Below are 19,610 nucleotides of genomic sequence, written 5' to 3'. Positions count from 1 at the left end.
GCCGGCTACCACACCAGCGCCCAGCGGTACTGGATTGCGGCCCTGCACGCCGCCCATGCAGCCGGGGACCGCCTGGTCGGCGCGAACATCATGAAAAACATGTCGCTGCAGTGCGTTGACTTCGACCGCCCGCGGGAGGCAGTGGAGCTGGCGAATGCAGCGGTCGCCAGTAGCGGTGGCATCAGCGGACGGGCGGGCGCGATGTTCCAGATGAGGCTTGCGCGCGCCTATGCGGCATTGGGGGAGCCGGGCGAATGCTCCCGGGCGCTCGTGCGCTGTGAGGCCGCTTTCGAACGGGCGACCCCGCAGGACCCGGCCTGGGCGGGGATGTTCGACGAGGGGTCGTACGCCGCACAGATCGGAATCTGCTACATCGACCTCGGCCGGCTGCCTCAGGCCGACCGGTGGCTGTCCCAGGCGCTGGCCCTGCATCCTGCCGTCCACGCCCGCGATCACGCCACCTATCTGCTACGCTATGCAGCTGTTCAGATCGATCTGGGTAACCTCGACTACGGCTGCACGTTGGTCCGCGAGGTCGCGCCGCTACTGGAAGCCACCCGGTCGCAGCGCAACGGGCGGCGGGCCGAGGATGTGCGTCGGCGTCTGCGTCGATATGCCTCCGATCCGCAGGTACGTGAGGTAGATCAGCTTCTCGCCGTCCGTCCGGCCTGAACCCGACCGGGTAGGTTGCTAGTCACTGAGAGTGACTAGCAACAGGGCGGGTAGTCAGGCTGGTCGCTCTTAACCTGTACCTGTAGGCCGACCTGCCGGACGGACCGGCTGCTGCGGCCCGCTGGCCGGGTCGATGGACGCAGCGATTTCGCCTGTCTCCGGATCGTTGAGCACAAGTGCGGCGTCGTCTGCGACGTTGCGCTTGACGAGGGCCAGCGCAACCGGACCGAGCTCTGCGTGCATGGCTGAGGTGCCGACGAACCCCACCACCCGACCATCGACAGTTACCGGTATGCCTCGGGTGACCGTGCTGCCGTCGAGGTGCAGCAGCACCATGCGCCGCGGCGGGCGCCCCAGGTTGTGTACCCGGGCGACGGTTTCCTGGCCCCGGTAGCACCCCTTGTTGAGATGGACGGCCGTGGACAGCCAGCCGACTTCGTGCGGGATTGTCCGGTGGTCCGTGTCGGTGCCCAGGCGAGGCCGACGGTCGGCGACCCGCAGCGCTTCGAACGTGGACACGCCGGCCAGCGTCACTCCGGTTGACCGCAACCGTTCGACCGTCGCGGTCAGTTCCCGTCGCGGGATCAACAGGTCGACACCGTGGGGCATCGCACGGACGAGCGTCCCGGCCACATCCGGATCCTGATGGCCGGTCGCGGCCGACTGGGTCGCCGCCGACTGGGTCGCGGCCGACAGGGTCGCCGCCAGTGGGTACAGCCCCAGCGCCAGTTGGTCGCCGTCATCACCGGAGGCCTCCGCCCCGCCACCGGCCCCGCCGCCCGGCTGTGGGAGCGGGTGGTCGAGCGGGCCGAGGGCGCTGGTCACGGCATCCACCGCGGCCGGACCGAGCACCGAGAGGACGGACCGAGCACCGGTGGCGTCCGTGGGCTCCACCCGGAGCAGGAACCTCATCGATGCGAGGTAGGCCAGTAGCGCGCCGGTGGTGCCCGGTTCAACATCCAGCCAGGTGGTCGTGCCGTCGTCCGCGATCATCAGATGATGTTCGACATGGCCGTGTGGGGACAGCACCAACGCCTCACTGCCGCGCATCGCCGGCAGTGCATCGAGGTGTTGCGATGTGATGCTGTGCAGCCAGGACAGGCGGTCCGGACCGGTGATGCGGATGACCCCGCGGTGCGAGCGGTCGACGACCGCCGCGCCGCGTTCGGCCTCGCGCTGTTCGCGCAGTGGGTCCCCGTAGTGGTCGGCCACCCCGAGGTCGGGTCCGGTGGCGGGCACGGCACCGGCGACGTCCAGCAACGGAGAGCGGTAGTGGATGTCATCACCCGGATCGTTGGACGTTCGCGTTTCAGCGTCGGTCAGGTGCGCGGTGTCGGTTACGGGCGCGGTGGTGGCGTCGGCGGTCATGGACGGTTCAACCAGCTTTCGGGTCTGCACAGTCCACACATCGGCCCGTGAGCGCCACGTGGTTGACGTCCACCGCGAAACCGAAGCGATCCCGCAGGGCCACGACCAGGTCGGACAGCACGGTCGGGGAGACTTCCTGGACGGCCCCGCAGGCCCCGCAGACGAGGTGAACGTGATCTTCGGCACCGGCGGCGTGATAGGTCGGCGCGCCGTGCCCGAGGTGGGCATGCGAAACGAGTTTGAGCTTCTCGAGAAGCTCCAGCGTCCGGTACACCGTCGAGATGTTGACCCCGCCCGCTGTGCGGCGGACCTCCGTGACGATGTCCTCCGGGGTGGCGTGACCGAGCCGGGCGACCGCCTCCAGGACGAGCTGGCGTTGCGGCGTGAGACGGTAGCCGCGAGATCGCAGCTGCGTCTGCCAGCTGCCCCGCGGCCCACCCTCGACGTCCACCGCCATGGACCGAGTGTAGCTGGCCTGGGGTGGCACGGTTATGCCGCGGGCGGGGCACCACCGCGGTGGAAAAGCGGTTGCGGAGCACGCCGGGGCGAACGTAGCGTTGTCTGCACACGAGAAGGGAGGTGGTCCAGTTTTGTGTGATAAACGGACTCGTGAGGTGACTGTCCGCTAGCCGGTCTCGTGGTCCTCACCCGGCCGGGTGACCTGCGGGCACCGGCACCGGCGAGAACCAGACAGGCACCAGGCCCCCGAGCGTCGTCGCTGGTCCCGACGGCTCGTCATCCCGAACATGGGTTGATGGAACCGCTCGGGGGCTCCTGTTTGTGCTGGACCCGGCGTTTCCAGAGCGGGTGGACCCGGCCTTGGGTGACAAAGGGGCGCAGGCGCCGGGCCGTTCCGGCCGGGTTACGGGCCTGCGGGTGCGCGTCGCGTCGATCCGACCACATGCGACGCCCGGGTTGCGGCAGGATCGAAGGCATGCCGACGCTCGTCCTGCTCCGCCACGGCGAGAGCACGTGGAACCGTGAGAACCTGTTCACCGGCTGGGTGGATGTAGATCTTTCTGACAAAGGTGTCACAGAGGCGACCCGCGGCGGTGAGCTCCTGCGTGACTGCGGCCTGCTGCCCGACGTGGTCCACACCTCGCTGCTGGTGCGCGCGATCCGCACCGCCTGGATCGCCTTGGATGCCGCCGGACGCACCTGGATCCCGGTCCGCCGTTCGTGGCGCCTCAACGAGCGCCACTACGGGGGGCTGCAGGGCCTGGACAAGGCCGAGACGCTTGGGAAGTACGGCGAGGAGCAGTTCATGCTCTGGCGTCGTTCCTATGACACGCCGCCGCCGCCGATCGGGCCTGACCAGGCCAGCGGGGTGGACGAGCGGTACGCCGGCCTGCCGCCGGACGTGATTCCGACAACCGAGTGTCTGCGCGACGTCGTGACGCGAATGCTGCCGTACTGGTACGACGCGATCGTGCCCGACCTGCGGGCCGGGCAGGTCGTGCTCGTCGCAGCCCACGGCAACTCGCTGCGCGCGCTGGTGAAGCATCTGGACGGGATCAGCGACGCCGACATCGCCGGTATGAACATTCCCACCGGTATTCCGTTGCGTTACGAGTTGGACGACGATCTACGGGTCGTGAGTTCGGCGTACCTCGACCCGACGGCAGCGGCGACGGCCGCCGCTGCCGTTGCGGCGCAGGGAAAGAAGTAACGACTGGTGCCTGCGGATGTGCCGCCGAGGCCGGGCGGCACATCCGGATGGCGCGCCCCGGGCCCGGCGCCTCATCCGCTGCCGGCCGGTGATTCCGGTCCGGTGATCTAGACCTTGTCGCCGGTTACGAGGTAGATCACCCGATGGGCGACCGAGACCGCATGGTCGGCGTAACGCTCGTAGAAGCGACCGCACAGGGTGATGTCGATCGCAGCCTCCATACCGTAGGTCCACTCGGTTTCCAGCAGTACGTGGAAGAGCTTGCGGTGCAGGGCGTCCATGGAGTCGTCGTCGCTCTCCAGCTCCTTGGCGAGGGCGGCATCGTGGCCCGCGATGACCGACCCTGCCTTGGCCACGATCCGCTGCGCCACCTGACCCATCTCCAGGATGGTCGAGTTCAGCTCCGGCGGGATGGCGCGTCCCGGGTAACGCCGTCGGGCCACCTTGGCCACGTGTAGTGCAAGATCGCCCATGCGCTCGAGGTCTGCGACGATGCGTAGTGTCGTGACTATGAGTCGTAGGTCGGTGGCCACTGGCTGCTGGCGCGCCATTATCTCGAAGGATCTCTCCTCGATCTCGTTACGGAGAAGATCCACGGTCTCGTCGGCTGTGATCACGCCTTCGGCCAGCTGTAGATCGGCATCGAGAAGCGCGGTTGTCGCTCGCGCCATCGCGGAGGCGACCAGATTGGTCATCTCCACAAGTGACGAGTTGATGCTCTCAAGATCGTCGTGGAAGGCGTCCCGCACGGACGGCTCCTTCGTGTTCGTGGCGGTTGTCGGCCCATTTGATCACGGCAGGGACGGGTCTCGTGGTGGTTACCACGTACCCGCCGCCCCCAGCGCTACGGGTCGATATCGGCGGTCCGGAAGGATCCCGCCGCCCAAAGCCTCGAAACATGTCGCGAGGTACCGCGAGGCGGCGGTGGCTTCCCGAACAACGTGCGGTCCCGACCGCTGCGCCACCCTGCCGTGATCAAACGATCGTCGGTGCTGCTCGCCCCCTGGTGAACAGATCACGTGAGCCGAATGAACTCCTGGTGACGATCGGTTCTGGTTCGGTTGATACACGCGCAGGCTACGGTTGGCCACCTACGATTCGGCCCGTGGGTGACGGTGTGGGTGAGCGAGGGCCCGGGTTCGTGCTTCGCCCGGATTCGTCCAACCCGGGGTGGCGTTCCGCTCCGGAGCGGCCTGGTACCCGGTCCGGAGCGAAGGCCTCTGGTTCGGTGACCCCTGGTTCGGCGACCCCTGCTTCGGTGACCCCTGGAGCGGCAGCCCTACAGCCGGCCCTGCCGTCTCGGCTCATCCGGCGCCTGGTCGACGGCCTGCCATCCGGGTTGGTCGTGCTGGACGCGGACGGTGCCGTGGTGCTGGCCAACCCGGCTGCTCGGACCATGGGTGTGATTGACGCCGGCCGCCTGGCTCTCGATGAGCTGACTGATCTGGTCGGACAGACCCGCGCGGACGGCGTCGACCGTGACCGCCAGCTCGGTCTGCCACCGCGTCCGGAGCCGCCGCTGACCCGTCCGCGTCCTGATCAGGAGGCGTTCGCCGTGCGGGCTCGCACCCTGCGCCTCGGTTCGGACGGCCACGTGGCCGTGATCCTCGACGACGTCACCGAGGCCCGCCGGGTGGAGGCGGTCCGCCGGGACTTCGTGGCCAATGTCAGTCATGAGCTCAAGACCCCGGTCGGCGCACTCCATGTGCTAGCCGAGGCGGTTGCCGTCGCCAGCGACGACCCGGTTGCCGTCCGGCGTTTCGCCTCCCGGATGACGCGTGAGTCCTCCAGGCTCGCGCGTCTCGTTCAGGAGATCATCGACCTGTCCCGGCTACAGGGTGCGGACCCGATGCCCGACCTGCGCCCGGTCCTGGTCTCGGCGGTGCTGGCCGAGGCGCTGGACCGTACCCGGCTGACCGCTTCGGCCCGCGAGATCACCATTGCGGTGATCGGTGACAGTGACTTCGCCGTCAGCGGGGATGAGGGGCAGCTCGCAACGGCGTTGGCGAATCTGCTCGACAACGCCGTGAGCTACTCGCCGACTGGCACCCGAGTGGTCATCGGGGTTCGACGGGCGGGCGACACGGTGGAGCTGTCTGTCGCCGACGAAGGTATCGGGATCGCCGAACGGGACTTGGAGCGCGTGTTCGAACGCTTCTACCGTGCCGACCCGGCGCGTTCCCGCCAGACGGGGGGCACGGGGCTCGGGCTCGCGATCGTCAAGCACGTCGCGACGAACCACGGGGGAAGCGTCAGTGTGTGGAGTTCCGAAGGTGCCGGGTCGACCTTCACGATCAGATTGCCCCTGTTGCGGGCCTGCGCCGATGTCGGTGGCGAAATCGAGGTAGATGGCGATATGGATACCGATGCGGACACCGATACCGATACCGATACCGATGCGGATGCCGAGCGTGAAAACGACAGTGATGACGAAGGAGTGTGAAGGGTGACCCGCCTTCTGGTCGTGGAGGACGAGGAGTCGTTCTCGGACGCGTTGTCGTTCATGCTTGAACGGGAGGGGTTCGAGGTCGCGGTCGCCACCGACGGGCCGGCCGCGCTGGCCGAGTTCGAGCGGCACGGCGCTGATCTCGTTCTGCTGGACCTGATGTTGCCCGGGCTGTCCGGAACGGAGGTCTGCCGGGCGCTGCGCCAGCAGTCGGCCGTTCCGGTGATCATGCTGACGGCTCGTGACAGTGAGATTGACAAGGTCGTCGGCCTGGAACTGGGTGCTGACGACTACGTCACCAAACCGTTCTCCGCCCGTGAGCTGGTCGCCCGGATCCGCGCGGTACTCCGCCGCCGCGGCGAGGCCGAGGAACGCATCACCGCGACGCTGGAGGCCGGCCCGGTCCGGATGGATGTCGAACGGCACGTGGTCACGGTCGACGGGGCCGCTGTCCCGCTGCCGCTGAAGGAGTTCGAGCTGCTGGAGATGTTCCTGCGTAATGCGGGTCGGGTTCTCACCCGCGGCCAGCTGATCGACCGCGTGTGGGGGTCGGACTACGTCGGGGACACCAAGACCCTCGACGTCCATGTCAAGCGGCTACGGACGAAGATCGAGGACGAGCCGGGCAATCCGCGCCACCTGGTGACTGTCCGAGGGCTGGGTTACAAGTTCGAACCCTGATCATTGTCGTATCGTGGTGGAGGCGGGGCGAGTCCAAGATCTTCTATGCCACGTACGGTGGTCAGCGCACGAAGCGTGTCCCGGTGCGCTGCCGGTGCGCTGCCGGAACCGCGGACAGGCCCGAACGCTGGCCGTGGCTGACGGGCGCGGTCGCCGTCACCGGGGTTCCGTCCCGGCCGGGCAGGTCCGCGAGCCGGTGAGTGGGCATGTCCGCCGGGAACGTCCATGCGTCCCGCCACCGACAATCGACAGGAGTGGATGCGAACGTGGTGAAGCTGCTGCGGTCAGCACAGAGCGGCCGGTCGGCCGCTACGTCGTGTGACTGCGTGCCGGGTCGGTGAAGCCGGCTGTCGGTAGTCAGCCGGAGGCTGATCCGGGCGCGGTGGGTCGGCAGGCCACGGGCCAGCGGGCCACGGGCCAGCGGGCAACGGCCCGGCAGGCCACGGATCGGCAGGCCAACGGACAGGCAGCCGTGCAGCGTGTCGCGGTCGGTCGGATGCGCCTCGGCGTGATCGACATCGGGTCGAACACGGTTCATCTGCTGGTCGTCGACGCGCACGTCGGCGGCCAACCATTGCCGGCCGCGAGCGTGAAGGTTCCGCTGCGACTGGTAGAGCTCCTCGACGAGGATGGCGCCTTGTCCGCCGCGGGCGAGCGGACACTGACCGAGTGCATCATTCAGATGCGTGGCCGCGCTGACGACCTCGGTGTGGACGACCTGGTGGCGTTCGCCACATCGGCTCTGCGTGACGCCACCAACAGCGAGGACGTCCTGGCCCGGCTGCGAACGGCGAGCGGTGTCGCGCTTGCCGTCCTGCCGGGCGAGCATGAGGCGCGCCTGACCTTCCTGGCGGTCCGGCGCTGGTTCGGGTGGAGCGCCGGGCGCCTGCTCGCGCTCGACATCGGTGGCGGATCACTGGAGATCGCAGCCGGGTTGCATGAAGATCCCGACGTGGTGTCATCCCTGCCGCTGGGGGCGAGTCGACTGACTCGTGACTGGTTCACCAACGACCCACCCAAACGGTCAGAGGTCGCGGCCCTGCGACGGTACGTCCGGGCGCACATCGCACCGGTGGTGTCGAACCTGTATGTGGTCGGCGAGCCCACGCGGGCGGTGGCGACGTCGAAGACCTTCCGGTCACTGGCTCGTATCGCCGGTGCCGAGCCGTACAGTCGTGGTCCCTACGTTCGCAGGGTCCTGCGCCAGGATGCGCTGCGTGAGATATCCAACCGGCTGTGCAAGATGTCCGCGGCGCAGCGGTGCGGTCTGCCGGGGGTGTCGGCTGATCGCGCGGGCCAGCTCGCCGCGGGGTCCGTCGTCGCCGCCGAAGCTCTTGAACTGCTCAATCTGAGCGAGGTGGAGATCTGCCCGTGGGCGCTTCGGGAGGGAGTCATTCTGCGTAGGCTGGACTGGTTGACCTCTGCCTGATCCGATCGCGGGCGATGAAGGCTGGCGGCCCCGTTCGTGCGAGATGCGCGGGCGTGCGGCGGTCGGGTCCCTGGTATTTCCCGGATATGTATTTCTCGGACATCTGCGGGCCGTTTCGGGGAACTTGGTGGATGACTACCGGGGTCCTGGAGACCCGATGACGGGCACGGGAGGTGTCAGTGAAGATCGAGCGGACGCGCCCTACTCTGGAGAGATGTCCGAGGCGTCAACCCCAGCGCCGCGACTCGGGGACGCCGAGGCCGCGGACAACGGTGTGCAGAGCCCGCGTGGGCCCGCGCGGGGCTTTGCCGTGTCCTCCCGCGGCACGACATACCCGACCTTGATCGCTCCTCGTCGAGCTGATCGGACCACCGCGCGGGTCCCTTCGGCGAAGGTCGCCCTGTCGACCGCGTCGACCTACCCCGAATCGACGGCGGCCGCCTTTGAGATGGCTGCGCGGCTGGGGTATGACGGAGTCGAGATCATGGTGTTGACGGATCCGGTAAGCCAGGATCCGGAGGCTCTGCGGCGGCTTGTCGATTATCACGGTATTCCGATTCTCGCCATCCATTCCCCGTGCCTGCTGTTGACTCAGCGCGTATGGGGAGCCGAACCCTGGGCGAAGTTGCAGCGGGCCCGTACGGTCGCCGAAGCGCTACGGGCGCAGACCGTCGTCGTCCATCCGCCGTTCCGCTGGCAGCGTGATTTTGCCCGCGATTTTGTCGAGGGCATCGAAAGAATGAGGGATGAGACAGCCGTCCGCTTCGCGGTCGAGAACATGTTCCCGTTGCGCGCGCGGGGGCGGGAGATTTCCGCGTACGCCCCGGACTGGTCGCCGGTGGGCGATGACTACCGGCATGTCACCCTTGATCTTTCGCATACCAGCGTTTCGCGCTCCGACGCGTTGGCGATGGCGGACGAACTGGGTGAACGACTCGTCCACGTTCACATGGCCGACGGGATCGGGCTGGCCAAGGACGAGCACCTTGTGCCCGGACGCGGCAACCAGCCGTGTGCCGACCTGCTGGAGAGACTGGCGGCTCGAGGATTCGACGGCACCGTCGTCGTAGAGATCAACACGAGGCGGGCGGAGTCCCGAGCCCAGCGGGAGGCGGATCTCGCCGAGGCGTTGGCGTTCACCCGGCTCAACCTCGCGGCCGCGCCTGCGACCGTGAGCGGCCGGATGCCCTGACGGCGCCGGGTCGCACCGAGCTGCCTGCCGAGCTGCCTGCCGATTTGCCTGGTGATCGGCCTGGTGATCGGACAGAAAATCTGAGACAGGTGCTGAAACAGGCTCCAGAACTGACACCCGCAGTTTGCGAAGGTGGCATCGCGACGTTCCGGGGTGGTGTCACCATGCTCCGGTGAGCGCCAGGTCGCTGTTTGATCCGTTGGTGGACGCCTACGATGCCGCGCGGCCGTCCTATCCCCATCGGCTGTTCGTGGATCTGGAGTGGTTGGCCGGACGCGAGCTTGCCGGCGCCGACATCATCGAGGTCGGCGCCGGAACCGGCATCGCCACCCGGGCGCTGCTGGACCGTGGGGCCCGGGTGATCCCAGTGGATCACAGCCCGGGGATGCTCGGTCGCCTGTGCGAGCGCACGCCCGGGCTTGGCGCGGTGCGCGCCGACGGGGAAGCCCTGCCGTTCGCCGACGCCGTGGCCGACTTCGTCTGCTACGCGCAGGCCTGGCACTGGGTCCAGGTACCGGTGGCCGCGGCCGAGGCCGCGCGGGTGCTGCGGCCCGGCGGCGCGCTCGCCGTCTGGTGGAACGACGTCGACGGTGCGGACCTGCGCTGGTGGGAACGCCAGCAGCAGCGGCTGGAGGCGATGAGTCCGGGCTACCAGCGGGACCACCGGCTGCGTCCGTGGGCGGACGAGTTGCGCTGGACGGGTCTGTTCGCCGAGGTTGTGACGGTGTCCGGCCGGTGGAGCCGGACGCTTGCGGTGGAGGCGTACGAGCTGTGGCTGCGGTCGAAATCGTACGTCCAGGCGACCGGGGACAGGCTGGAGGACTTTCTGGCCGCTGAGCGGCGGTCCCTGCTCAAGGCGTTTCCTGACGGAATGATCACCGAACCGTTTCACACGGTGCTGGTCGTCGCCCGCATCGGTTCGCCGGGTGAGGACGTTGCCAGCGCGCCGCCGACGGCCACCCTGCGGGATCCTTGAGTGGTGCTGCGTACCGCGATGCTGCGAACGATGGTGCTGGCCGCGTCGGGTGATCCTCATGTCCGACGGCTCGTGTCGACCAGCCCGGTGACCCACGCCGTGGTCAACCGGTTCGTCGCGGGCGAGGACGTTCCCGCCGGGGTCAGGGTCGCCGGCGGCCTGTGCGACGTTGGCCTGCGGGTGTCCCTGGACGTTCTCGGTGAGGACACGATCGATCGGCAGCGTGCCCACGAGTCCGCCGCGACCTACCGTGACCTGCTGCGGGCACTTGCCGATGCGGGTCTCACCCCGGCCAGCGAGGTGTCGGTCAAGCTCTCCTCGTTCGGCCAGGCGTTTGACGCGCCCCTGGCCCGCGAGCTCGTGCTCGGGGTGTGCCAGGCGGCCCGGGAGGCGGGCACCTGCGTCACGGTGGACATGGAGGACCACACCACCACCGACGCGACGTTGACCGAGGTGGCCGAGCTGCGCCGGGAGTTCGACGAGACCGGTGCCGTCGTCCAGGCGTATCTGCGGCGCACCGAGGCGGACTGCCGTGATCTCGCTGGTGCCGGCGGCCGGGTGCGACTGTGCAAGGGCGCGTATGCCGAGCCACTCTCGGTTGCCTACGCTCGTCGGGCCGAGGTGGACGCCTCGTACGCGCGGTGTCTGGCGATCCTGATGGCGGGCCGGGGCTATCCCATGGTCGCCACCCATGATCCTGCGTTGGTTGACCTGGCCGGTCGGCTCGCCGGGGCGGTTGCAGGGTCGGGAACCGATCTGGTAGCTCTGGATCCGGGTCATGCCCGACGGTCGTTCGAGTATCAGATGCTCTTCGGCGTCCGGTCGGGCGAGCAGCGGCGTCTCGTCGGGGCAGGCGAGGTGGTGCGGGTCTACGTACCGTGTGGGCGGGAGTGGTACGCCTACCTGATGCGGCGGCTGGCCGAGCGCCCAGCCAACCTGCTGTTCTTCCTGCGCGCGCTGCGGTCATCCCGGTGACGTCGGTGCTGTGACAGTCGGTGCGGTGAGATCAGGTCCAGCGAAGGGACGTTCATGACGGTCGCGATCCTCGGCACCGGCAAACTCGGTGAGGCACTGTTGGCGGGAATGCTCCGTTCGGGTCATGATCCGGACGGCCTCTTCGTGACGGCTCGGCGTTCCGAGCGCGCCGAGGAGCTGTCCGCCCGTCACGGGGTCGAGGCGCTGTCGAACCCGGCCGCGGCCGCCCGGGCGGATGTGCTGATACTCACAGTCAAGCCGCAGGACATGACCGGTCTGGTGGCTGAGATCGCCGGCGTTGTCACCTCGGACCACCTCGTCGTCTCGTTGGCCGCTGGCATCACCACGTCCTACCTGGAGCACCGGCTCGCCACGGGCACACCGGTTGTGCGGGTGATGACGAACACGCCGGTTCTCGTGGACGAGGCGATGTCGGTGATCTCGGCGGGCGCCCACGCGGGCGAGGAGCACCTGCGGCGCACAGAGGATCTGCTGGCGCCGGTCGGCACGGTCATCCGCGTGCCCGAGTCGCAGCAGGATGCCGTGACCGCGTTGTCGGGCAGCGGCCCGGCCTACTTCTTCTACCTGGTCGAGGCGATGATCGACGCAGGCATCCTGCTGGGTATTCCGCGGGCTGTCGCCGCCCAGCTCCTGGTCCAGACCGCGGTCGGTGCCGCTGTGATGCTACGCGACTCCGGTGAGCATCCGGTGCTGTTACGCGAGGCTGTCACGTCCCCGGCCGGGACGACGATCAACGCGATCCGGGAGCTGGAGAAGCACGGGGTCAGGGCTGCGTTGCTGGCCGCGATCGAGGCGGCCCGGGACCGGTCCCGTGAACTTGCCTCCGGTTAATGGATATTGGTCGATGCGAGTGATGATCCAGAAGGTGGCCTGTCTGGTCGGGTCCCCGAGCGATCCCGCGGGAGGATGCGGCGAGTACAGGTCCGGGAGCGGGTAGGCTCAGCCGATAGTCCGTTCGGCTTTCCCTCATACAGATCGGTCGGGTTCGTGGGTTCGGTTATCAAGAAACGTCGTAAGCGTATGGCCAAGAAGAAGCACCGGAAGCTCCTCAAGCGCACCCGCGTTCAGCGACGTAACAAGAAGTAGTCGTACAACTACCATGTGACACTCTCTTTTTCCTCCAGTGCTCCGGAGACTGCGGCCTCCGGGCGCGCGATCTGACGATCGTCGCACGCCCTTTGGCCCTCCAGGGTGTCGAGGTGTTCCGTGTGTTCGGGACGGAAAATTGACGGTTTGAATTCCGGCAGTTCGGGGCGGATCGTTGTGTAACGGTCCGGTTCCACCGGCGGTAGGTCCTCGACTGCCGGCTGCCGAGCCTTGTGGGAAGCTCTCGTGTGACGGGCGGCAACGGAGCCGGCCCCGGCGCAGGGGATCGTATGGCGGGTTCGTGGATCAGTTTTTTGTCGGATTATGGGCTGGACGACGCCTGTGTGGGTGTCTGCCACGGGGTGATCGCCAGGCATGCTCCGGATGCCCGGGTGATCGATATCTCCCATGCGGTGCTCCCACAGGATGTTGAGCATGGTGCGGTGATGCTGGCCGGGGCCGTCGGCTACCTGCCCAGGGGGATCCATCTCACCCTGGTCGAACCGCTTGGTACCGACGGCAGGTACACCCGCGGGATCGCCGTCCGCACCGCGGACGGCTCGATTTTTGTCGCGCCTGACAACGGGCTGGCCTCGCTTGCCTGGGAGATGCTGGGCGGCCTGATCGAGGTCCACGAGATCGCAGACCGAGAGCTGTGGTTGCCGATGCCCACCGCGGTGTTCCGTGGTCGTGACGTCTACGCCCCGGTCGCCGCGCGGCTGGCTGCCGGTCTGGCGCTGGGCGAGGTGGGGCCGCGGTTGGACCCGGCGTCCGTGGTTCAGCTGCGGCCACGGGCCTGCTCGGTTGACGATGACCACGTCCATGGTGAGGTTGTCGACATCGATCATTTCGGCAACCTCGCCCTGAACATCACCCGTACGGATCTTGAGGCCGCGGGTATCACGCTCGGTGATTCCGTTGAGGTGCGCATCGCCGGACGTACCCTGATGCTGCGATTCACCCATACCTATGGTGAGGTTGCGGTCGGCCATATTGCGGTCTGCGAGGATTCACTGCGTCGTGTCATGATCGCAGTCAACTGCGGGCGGGCGGTGGATGCGCTACGGGTACGTCGCCGTGCCGCGATCGTGATCGCCCATGCCCCTCGCGAACCACGTTCGAGACCGGTGGCGTCGACCGGGTCGCTCCCGGTTTCCGTCCGTGTCTGATGCCATCGGCTATTCAACGCGTGGCCTCCGTGCCCGACCGACAGTGGCTATCGGGCCACAATGTGGCTACTAACGCGGGCTAACGCGGGCTAACGGCGGCTAACGCCGGCTAATAGGACGCCACGCCACGGACCACAGAGCGTTGCCGCGCCGACAACTGTGAGGCGTAACATGACGTCGAGATCGGGGCAGGGGGCGACCAGAATGCGACCACGTTGCGTGCTCGTTACCGGTGTTTCTCGACCCCTGGGTGCCCAGGTTGCCAGTGCGTTCGCGGCTGATCCGGAGATCGAGGATGTCATCGGGGTCGATACCATACCACCCCGTGACGATCTCGGGCGGACGCAGTTTGTCCGTGCGGACATCCGTAATCCGTTGATCGCGAAGGTGATCGGCGCCGCTGCGGTTGACACCGTGCTTCACTTGAATGTCATCGCGACTCCGCTCGGCGCAGGTGGGCGGACCGCGATGAAGGAAATCAACGTCATAGGTACCATGCAGCTTCTTGCGGCCTGCCAGAAGGCGCCGAGTGTTACAAAGGTGATCGTAAAGTCAACCACCACAATTTACGGATCATCGCCTCGGGACCCGGCGTTGTTCACGGAAGAAATGGAACCGCGTGGTCTTCCCCGCGGTGGTTACAGCAAGGACGCCTTCGAGGTCGAGGGATATGTCCGAGGTTTCAGCCGGCGCCGGCCGGACGTCACCGTCAGTGTGCTTCGCTTCACGAACATCGTCGGCCCTGGAATTGACAGTCCGCTGACCCGCTACCTCGAGCTACCGGTTGTCCCGACGGTGCTCGGTTTTGATCCGCGCCTGCAGCTGTTGCACAGCGAGGATGCGCTCGGCGTGCTGACAAAGGCTGCGATCGAGGATCATCCCGGCACATTCAATGTTGCCGGGGACGGTGTTCTCCTGTTGTCCCAGGCCGTTCGGCGGGCGGGGCGGGCGCCGCTTCCGGTGCCGTCACCCGCCGTGGTTACGCTCGGGAACCTGGTTCGCCGGTCGCGGCTGCTGGATTTCTCTGCGGAGCAGCTCGGTTTCCTCGCGCACGGCCGTGCGGTCGACACCACTCGGCTGAAGCATGTATTCGGTTACGTTCCGAGATTCACGACCCTGGAGACATTCGACGACTTCGTACGAGATCGCCCGATGCGATTCGCGATCGACCGTGACACCGTGATGCGGTTCGAACGCGGCTTGTTGGGTGTACTGGCGCGACGCCGTCTGGTCGGGACGTCGTGACCAGGATGGCACTGATCGATGTGCCTTCGATCAGTGCGCCGGGGTTCCCGGCGGATTGGCGAAGCCGGTCTGTCAGCGTCTGTTTTAGATCTTCGGTCCGGCTTGGCAGGCGCGTTCTGACGGCTGGGGGGACCCTGGAGGCCTGAAGGGTGCCAGGGCAAGTCTGGTGAAAAGGTGGTCACTGGTGTGAGTGAAGCGCGGATCATCCCGCTCGGCAGCAAGGACGGGCGCGCCAGGACGGGCGGCGGCGCGGCGGCGCGCCGTCCGCGGCCGCAGGATCCGTCGGAGGTCGACCGCGACGGCGGGACGGACCTGGCCGGTGACGCGCCTGTTGTCGACATGCGCGTCAGCGAGCACATGACCGTCCCCGCGGGCCCGCACCCGGATCCGGTCGCGGGTCGGCCCACCGCATCAGACCGGGCGAACGTCGGCCCGGCCGCGTTGGGCCCGGCCGCGTTGGGCCCGGCGGTGTCCGGTCAGAACGCATCGGTGAACAGCGCCTCGAACGGTGGTGACTCGAACGGTGGTGACTCAAACGGTGGTGAGGAGCTGACGCCTACGCAGCGGGAACCGGCCGCAGGCGGGAGCAACCCGGCAGGAGACTCGGGTATGGACCCCGTGTCGACACTGCCCGCCGAACCGCTCGCCGACGCGGGCAGCCTCGAGCAGGCTCTCGCGGGTTTTCTCGCGTTCCTGCGGCGGCGGATCACCGGGGACTACGTTGTCGATGAACACGGCTTCGACGAAGATCTCACCGAGAACGTCATCGCGCCGCTGTTGCGGCCGATCTATCAGAGCTACTTTCGGGTTGAGACCCGGGGCCTGGAGAACGTTCCAGACACCGGTGGCGCGCTCATCGTGGCCAACCACTCGGGTACGGTGCCGTTGGACGCGATGATGACCGCGCTGGCAATTATGGACCATCATCCGGCCCATCGGCACCTGCGGATGCTCGCCGCGGACCTGGTGTTCGCCGTCCCATTTCTCGCGCCTGTCGCGCGCAAGACCGGTAACACCCTCGCCTGCCAGCCCGACGCTGAACGACTGCTCGCCAACGGTCACCTCGTCGGGGTGTGGCCGGAGGGTTTCAAGGGGATAGGAAAGCCGTTCAGCGAGCGGTACAAGCTCCAGCGCTTCGGTCGTGGAGGGTTTGTCTCGGCCGCATTGCGAACCGGGGTTCCCATTATTCCCTGCACTATCGTCGGAGCTGAGGAGATCTATCCCATGATCGGGAATCTCCGGATGCTGGCTCGTCTGCTTGGCCTGCCCTACCTGCCGATCACGCCAACGTTTCCCTGGTTCGGACTGCTCGGTCTGCTACCGCTTCCGTCGAAATGGCTCATCGAGTTCGGTGAGCCTGTGGACACCGAATCGCTGACCCCGGCCGCGGCCGAGGACCCGATGCTGGTGTTCGAACTCACTGATCGCATCCGGGAGACAATCCAGCACTCCCTCTACGGGCTCCTGATGCAGCGCCGATCGGTATTCTTCTGACACATGGCGACTGAGGATGGGCCTGATGCGACATCGGACGTCCGGCATCGGGCCGACCCGAGGCCGCGCGCCCATGGTTTTTTCCGGGTGGCCGGAGGCTTCGGGGCATCCAGGCGGACGTGGGCGGCACGCGGTTTCGTCGCCATCTATCTACTGTCAGTCACCGGCATGGTCGGTCTACTGGCCGTGATCGGTGATGGTTTCCTGGCGATCTGGCTGGCCGTCATCGAGCTGGCCTCGGTCGTGGCCATCGTTGCGGTGACCCGTGGCACGCCGTCCGGACCGTCGCGGGTCACCCGTCTCGGCACGCCAAACGATCCCGGTATGCCCAGCGGTCGTCGCTGACGGCGCCACCGCCACCGCCACCCGTAGCCGGTGACACCGGGCCCGCCGGTGCCGGTGCCGATGCCGGCGTTAGGGGCGGCGTTGGTGGCGGCGGGTTAGTCGACCGCGTCGCTGTACCGGCGGCGCAGTGCCATGCCCGCTGCGACGCCCCCGGCCAGCGCGCCCATTCCGGCTGCTGTCGGCACACCGATGCGGGCGGCCTTCCGCGCGATGCGGAAATCTTTGATCGGCCAGTCGCGTTCCCGGGCAACGGCCTTCAGGTCGGGGTCTGGATTGATCGCCACGGGATGGCCGACCAGCGACAACATGGGCAGGTCGTTGATGGAGTCCGAATACGCCCAGCACCGGGAAAGGTCCAATTGTTCACGTTCGGCCAGGGCCGCCACCGCGGCCGCCTTGCTCGGACCATGTAGTGGATCACCGACAAGATGTCCGGTGTAACGCCCGTCCGACACCTCGCTGACCGTTCCGAGCGCGCCGGTGAGTCCGAGGCGTCGGGCGATGACGGCCGCCAGTTCGACCGGTGTGGCTGTGACGAGCCATACCCGTTGGCCCGCGTCGAGGTGCTGCTCGGCAAGTGCCCGGGTGCCCGAGTAGATGCGTTCCGCCATCCGCTCGTCGTAGATCTCCTCACCGAAGCGGACGATCTCGGCGACCTCGCGACCGGCGACGAACGCGAGCGCGGTCTCCTTGACATCCCGCATCCCGCTGGTGTTCTCCAGCCCCCGGACCCGGTAGGACACGTGCTGCCAGCCGAACTTCAGCAGGTCCCGGGACTGAAAGAAGTCACGCGCGGCAAGTCCGCGGGCGAAATAGAAGATCGACGCTCCCATCATCATCGTGTTGTCCACATCGAAGAACGCGGCTGCGGTCGGGTCGGGCGGGGCCTTGGCCGCCAGCTCAGCGGCTGCCTTGAGCGCCGCGGTTGCGGCAGCTTCGGCGTCGGCTCTGCGGGCGCGGTCATCAGCTGTCCGTGCCGGGCGTGGTTGAAACCGCATCGTGCCCTCCTGGACGTCCACGGCCCACGGGAGGGCCACGCTGTCACTGCAACCTGGGAAGCGTACGGTGCCACGAGGCCACGCAGCGGTACCCGGCATCGGGCGCGCGGTGGAGCTGTGGTCGCGCGGGGGTTGTCAGGGGGCGGCTTGCGCGGTGAAGTGGCGGGCAAGGGATCGGACGGCCCGGAACTGGAGCGCCTTGACCGCGCCTTCGTTCTTGTCCATCGCCAAGGCGGTCTCCCGCACGGAGAGCCCCTCCAGGAAGCGCAGTACGACGCAGTCCCGTTGTTCGGGGCTGAGCATGCGGACCGCATCGATCAGGGCCTTGCTCGTGACGCCGGCAAGGACCGATTCCTCCGGCCCTGAGACGAGCTGGGTGTCCGCGGTCGCCGCGATGTCGTCGGTGGGGAACTCCATCCGTGTCCGCCGCGACTTTTTATGATCAATTATCAGGTTCCGTGCGATCGTGATGAACCAGGCGCCGATGTCGTGGCCTTGCCAGGTGAAGCTTCTGATGCCGCGCAGCGCACGCAAAAAGGTCTCGCTGACGATGTCCTCGGCCATCGCCTGGCTGCCAACCCGGTAGAACACATAGCGAAAGACCACGTCCAGGTAGGAGTCGTACAGTCGGCCGAAAGCCTCGTTGTCGCCCTCCTGCGCGCGGCGGACCAGTTCGGGGACATCGGTTTCCGGCCCCATGACACCCTGGGCCGGCGCTGGCTCGGACACCCCGGGTGTGCCGTGGCCGACCGGTCGGCCCGGGGATGACGACCGGATGCCGGACGGCGTGACCGACCCACCCATGGCCGAGCTGGCCCGCACGGGTCCGCCCAGCATGGCGGCGTACGGGGCATTGTTCACCGAGAAAATCTCGGCCCGTAGCGCTGCCAGGCCGACGGGGTCCGGCGCCGGGCGCGACCAGGACCGGTTCACGTCCGCGATCCGCGTATGACCCGCAACGGGGTTCGCGGCCACGCACATCCCCGGTGTGCACGGGACGGCGCGGCGGGCATACTCGGCTCCGAACGATCAACGAGGCTGACTGAAGCGGGATGTCACCTGTTCGAGACCGGGATCGTCCGGACGTCTGTCGCCCCTGGGCGGTCCGGTCGGAAAAGGCGCCATCATGGTTTTCTCGCGCCTCCGGCGATGACCATCCAAGGACCCTGGACAGCCGAGTCTAGCCAACGATCCGGCACCGGGCGTGCATGGTGAGGTGAAGATGTGTGGTTGTCTTATGGGTCTGGGGGAAGTGTGTTTGTGATGGTGTTGGGCCACTTGAAAGATCTACTTTGACGGGTCGGGCTACGAAGATCGGAGTAGCGGTGCGGGTTTGTGCGGGCCGGGGTCGGGCGCCGGCGTGAGCGGTCGGCCGGGAGGCGTCCGGGTCACCCTGCTGACCCGGGCCGGTTGTCATCTCTGTGACGACGCACGGATCGCGGTGGCTCGGGTGGCTGGCGATGTGGGTGCCGGATGGCAGGAGGTCGATGTCGATGCTCGCGCCGATCTGGTCGATGCCTACGGTGATCGGGTACCGGTGATTCTTGTGGACGGGCGGGAGCACGGTTACTGGCGGGTCGAGGAGCCCCGCCTTCGGCGTGCTCTGGCCGGCGGGCGCTCATAGCCGCTTCGCGACCATTCGGGGGACCCCGGGCTCGATGGTGGGCCGGCAGCCGACCTGAGCGCAAGATCACAACGACTTCGTGAACGCCTTCACGAAGTCGTAAACTCACCCGGACAGTCGTCTACCGGCGTCGTTCGACCGTGAAGCACTGCTGTTCGACTGTCAAGCACTGCTGGCGGACGGCAGGCGTCGCCGGCAGCCGGGCGCCTCAAAATGGTGC

20 protein-coding genes and 1 pseudogene are annotated in these 19,610 nt (G+C 67.4%); 15 read left to right on the top strand and 6 right to left on the bottom strand.

Features of this window, described 5'->3' with window-relative positions:
- Window positions 1-672 (top strand): annotated as a pseudogene (locus U9979_RS22460) (transcriptional regulator); the annotation flags it as partial.
- A gap of 69 nt (window positions 673-741) precedes the next feature.
- On the opposite strand, the gene U9979_RS22455 reads toward U9979_RS22460, so the two are convergent.
- Window positions 742-2,040 carry a folate-binding protein gene (locus tag U9979_RS22455; protein WP_322780861.1) on the bottom strand — a complete coding sequence of 433 codons (1,299 nt, stop codon included), beginning with the start codon at window positions 2,038-2,040 and terminating at the stop codon, window positions 742-744.
- Between the two features lie 7 nt (window positions 2,041-2,047).
- Window positions 2,048-2,497, bottom strand: coding sequence for a Fur family transcriptional regulator (locus U9979_RS22450; RefSeq protein WP_322750069.1), 450 nt, complete (start codon window positions 2,495-2,497; stop codon window positions 2,048-2,050).
- A 477-nt stretch (window positions 2,498-2,974) separates the two neighbouring features.
- Between U9979_RS22450 and U9979_RS22445 the strand changes: the two genes are divergently transcribed.
- Complete coding sequence (locus U9979_RS22445; RefSeq protein ID WP_322780860.1) at window positions 2,975-3,709, top strand: phosphoglyceromutase; 735 nt, start codon at window positions 2,975-2,977, stop codon at window positions 3,707-3,709.
- Window positions 3,710-3,816: 107 nt separating this feature from the next.
- On the opposite strand, the gene phoU is transcribed toward U9979_RS22445, so the two are convergent.
- Complete coding sequence (gene phoU / locus U9979_RS22440) at window positions 3,817-4,458, bottom strand: phosphate signaling complex protein PhoU (protein ID WP_322750067.1); 642 nt, start codon at window positions 4,456-4,458, stop codon at window positions 3,817-3,819.
- A gap of 479 nt (window positions 4,459-4,937) precedes the next feature.
- Between phoU and U9979_RS22435 the strand changes: the two genes are divergently transcribed.
- Together U9979_RS22435 and U9979_RS22430 are read left to right on the top strand one after the other, a co-directional pair.
- Complete coding sequence (locus U9979_RS22435; protein ID WP_322780859.1) at window positions 4,938-6,152, top strand: sensor histidine kinase; 1,215 nt, start codon at window positions 4,938-4,940, stop codon at window positions 6,150-6,152.
- Window positions 6,153-6,155: 3 nt separating this feature from the next.
- Window positions 6,156-6,836, top strand: a complete 681-nt coding sequence (locus tag U9979_RS22430; protein ID WP_322750065.1) for a response regulator transcription factor — start codon at window positions 6,156-6,158, stop codon at window positions 6,834-6,836.
- A gap of 61 nt (window positions 6,837-6,897) precedes the next feature.
- Here U9979_RS22430 and U9979_RS22425 read toward each other — a convergent pair whose 3' ends face one another.
- Window positions 6,898-7,374, bottom strand: coding sequence for a hypothetical protein (locus U9979_RS22425; protein WP_322780858.1), 477 nt, complete (start codon window positions 7,372-7,374; stop codon window positions 6,898-6,900).
- Between U9979_RS22425 and U9979_RS22420 the strand changes: the two genes are divergently transcribed.
- The 10 genes from U9979_RS22420 (at window position 7,345) to U9979_RS22375 (ending at window position 16,768) form a co-directional block, all read left to right on the top strand.
- Window positions 7,345-8,265, top strand: coding sequence for a Ppx/GppA phosphatase family protein (locus U9979_RS22420; protein ID WP_322780857.1), 921 nt, complete (start codon window positions 7,345-7,347; stop codon window positions 8,263-8,265). The two genes, U9979_RS22425 and U9979_RS22420, sit on opposite strands and share 30 nt — an antisense overlap.
- A 214-nt stretch (window positions 8,266-8,479) precedes the next feature.
- The gene (locus tag U9979_RS22415; RefSeq protein WP_416210648.1) at window positions 8,480-9,457 is read left to right on the top strand and encodes a sugar phosphate isomerase/epimerase family protein; all 978 of its coding nucleotides are present in this window, start codon (window positions 8,480-8,482) and stop codon (window positions 9,455-9,457) included.
- 172 nt (window positions 9,458-9,629) lie between these two features.
- Window positions 9,630-10,433, top strand: a complete 804-nt coding sequence (locus U9979_RS22410; RefSeq protein ID WP_322750062.1) for a class I SAM-dependent methyltransferase — start codon at window positions 9,630-9,632, stop codon at window positions 10,431-10,433.
- 18 nt (window positions 10,434-10,451) lie between these two features.
- Entirely contained in the window at window positions 10,452-11,408 is a 957-nt protein-coding gene (locus U9979_RS22405) for a proline dehydrogenase family protein (RefSeq protein ID WP_416210647.1), read from the top strand.
- Window positions 11,409-11,462: 54 nt separating this feature from the next.
- Window positions 11,463-12,260, top strand: a complete 798-nt coding sequence (gene proC, locus U9979_RS22400; protein WP_322766219.1) for a pyrroline-5-carboxylate reductase — start codon at window positions 11,463-11,465, stop codon at window positions 12,258-12,260.
- Window positions 12,261-12,416: 156 nt separating this feature from the next.
- Complete coding sequence (locus tag U9979_RS22395) at window positions 12,417-12,515, top strand: 30S ribosomal protein bS22 (RefSeq protein WP_003948845.1); 99 nt, start codon at window positions 12,417-12,419, stop codon at window positions 12,513-12,515.
- A gap of 290 nt (window positions 12,516-12,805) precedes the next feature.
- A complete protein-coding gene (locus tag U9979_RS22390; RefSeq protein ID WP_322748482.1) occupies window positions 12,806-13,684 on the top strand; it encodes an SAM-dependent chlorinase/fluorinase in 879 nt (292 codons plus the stop codon).
- Between the two features lie 204 nt (window positions 13,685-13,888).
- Window positions 13,889-14,929 carry an NAD-dependent epimerase/dehydratase family protein gene (locus tag U9979_RS22385; RefSeq protein ID WP_322748483.1) on the top strand — a complete coding sequence of 347 codons (1,041 nt, stop codon included), beginning with the start codon at window positions 13,889-13,891 and terminating at the stop codon, window positions 14,927-14,929.
- 186 nt (window positions 14,930-15,115) lie between these two features.
- Window positions 15,116-16,423 (top strand): lysophospholipid acyltransferase family protein, encoded by a 1,308-nt coding sequence (locus tag U9979_RS22380; RefSeq protein ID WP_416220280.1) that lies wholly within the window; start codon window positions 15,116-15,118, stop codon window positions 16,421-16,423.
- A gap of 87 nt (window positions 16,424-16,510) precedes the next feature.
- Window positions 16,511-16,768 carry a hypothetical protein gene (locus tag U9979_RS22375; RefSeq protein WP_322748484.1) on the top strand — a complete coding sequence of 86 codons (258 nt, stop codon included), beginning with the start codon at window positions 16,511-16,513 and terminating at the stop codon, window positions 16,766-16,768.
- Window positions 16,769-16,863: 95 nt separating this feature from the next.
- Here the strand turns inward: U9979_RS22375 and U9979_RS22370 are convergent, their stop codons facing one another.
- Window positions 16,864-17,766 (bottom strand): HAD-IB family hydrolase, encoded by a 903-nt coding sequence (locus U9979_RS22370; protein ID WP_322748485.1) that lies wholly within the window; start codon window positions 17,764-17,766, stop codon window positions 16,864-16,866.
- A 135-nt stretch (window positions 17,767-17,901) separates the two neighbouring features.
- Window positions 17,902-18,741: a sigma-70 family RNA polymerase sigma factor gene (locus U9979_RS22365; protein ID WP_322780856.1), complete on the bottom strand. Its 840-nt coding sequence runs from the start codon at window positions 18,739-18,741 to the stop codon at window positions 17,902-17,904.
- A 385-nt stretch (window positions 18,742-19,126) separates the two neighbouring features.
- On the opposite strand from U9979_RS22365, the gene U9979_RS22360 reads away from it, so the two are divergent.
- Complete coding sequence (locus U9979_RS22360) at window positions 19,127-19,390, top strand: glutaredoxin family protein (protein WP_322748487.1); 264 nt, start codon at window positions 19,127-19,129, stop codon at window positions 19,388-19,390.
- The last annotated feature ends 220 nt before the right edge of the window (window positions 19,391-19,610 follow it).

The organism is Protofrankia sp. Cas4 (genome assembly GCF_963555915.1).
GTDB lineage: Bacteria > Actinomycetota > Actinomycetes > Frankiales > Frankiaceae > Protofrankia.
This window is presented reverse-complemented; position numbering and strand designations above follow the sequence as displayed.

What these genes read in the sequence shown, in the direction of transcription:
- U9979_RS22455 (WP_322780861.1), bottom strand. Translation starts at nt 2,040, where the DNA reads ATGACCGCCGACGCCACCACCGCGCCCGTAACCGACACCGCGCACCTG.
- U9979_RS22450 (WP_322750069.1), bottom strand. Translation starts at nt 2,497, where the DNA reads ATGGCGGTGGACGTCGAGGGTGGGCCGCGGGGCAGCTGGCAGACGCAG.
- U9979_RS22445 (WP_322780860.1), top strand. Translation starts at nt 2,975, where the DNA reads ATGCCGACGCTCGTCCTGCTCCGCCACGGCGAGAGCACGTGGAACCGT.
- U9979_RS22425 (WP_322780858.1), bottom strand. Translation starts at nt 7,374, where the DNA reads ATGAACCGTGTTCGACCCGATGTCGATCACGCCGAGGCGCATCCGACC.
- U9979_RS22415 (WP_416210648.1), top strand. Translation starts at nt 8,480, where the DNA reads ATGTCCGAGGCGTCAACCCCAGCGCCGCGACTCGGGGACGCCGAGGCC.
- U9979_RS22405 (WP_416210647.1), top strand. Translation starts at nt 10,452, where the DNA reads ATGCTGCGAACGATGGTGCTGGCCGCGTCGGGTGATCCTCATGTCCGA.
- proC (WP_322766219.1), top strand. Translation starts at nt 11,463, where the DNA reads ATGACGGTCGCGATCCTCGGCACCGGCAAACTCGGTGAGGCACTGTTG.
- U9979_RS22390 (WP_322748482.1), top strand. Translation starts at nt 12,806, where the DNA reads ATGGCGGGTTCGTGGATCAGTTTTTTGTCGGATTATGGGCTGGACGAC.
- U9979_RS22385 (WP_322748483.1), top strand. Translation starts at nt 13,889, where the DNA reads ATGCGACCACGTTGCGTGCTCGTTACCGGTGTTTCTCGACCCCTGGGT.
- U9979_RS22370 (WP_322748485.1), bottom strand. Translation starts at nt 17,766, where the DNA reads ATGCGGTTTCAACCACGCCCGGCACGGACAGCTGATGACCGCGCCCGC.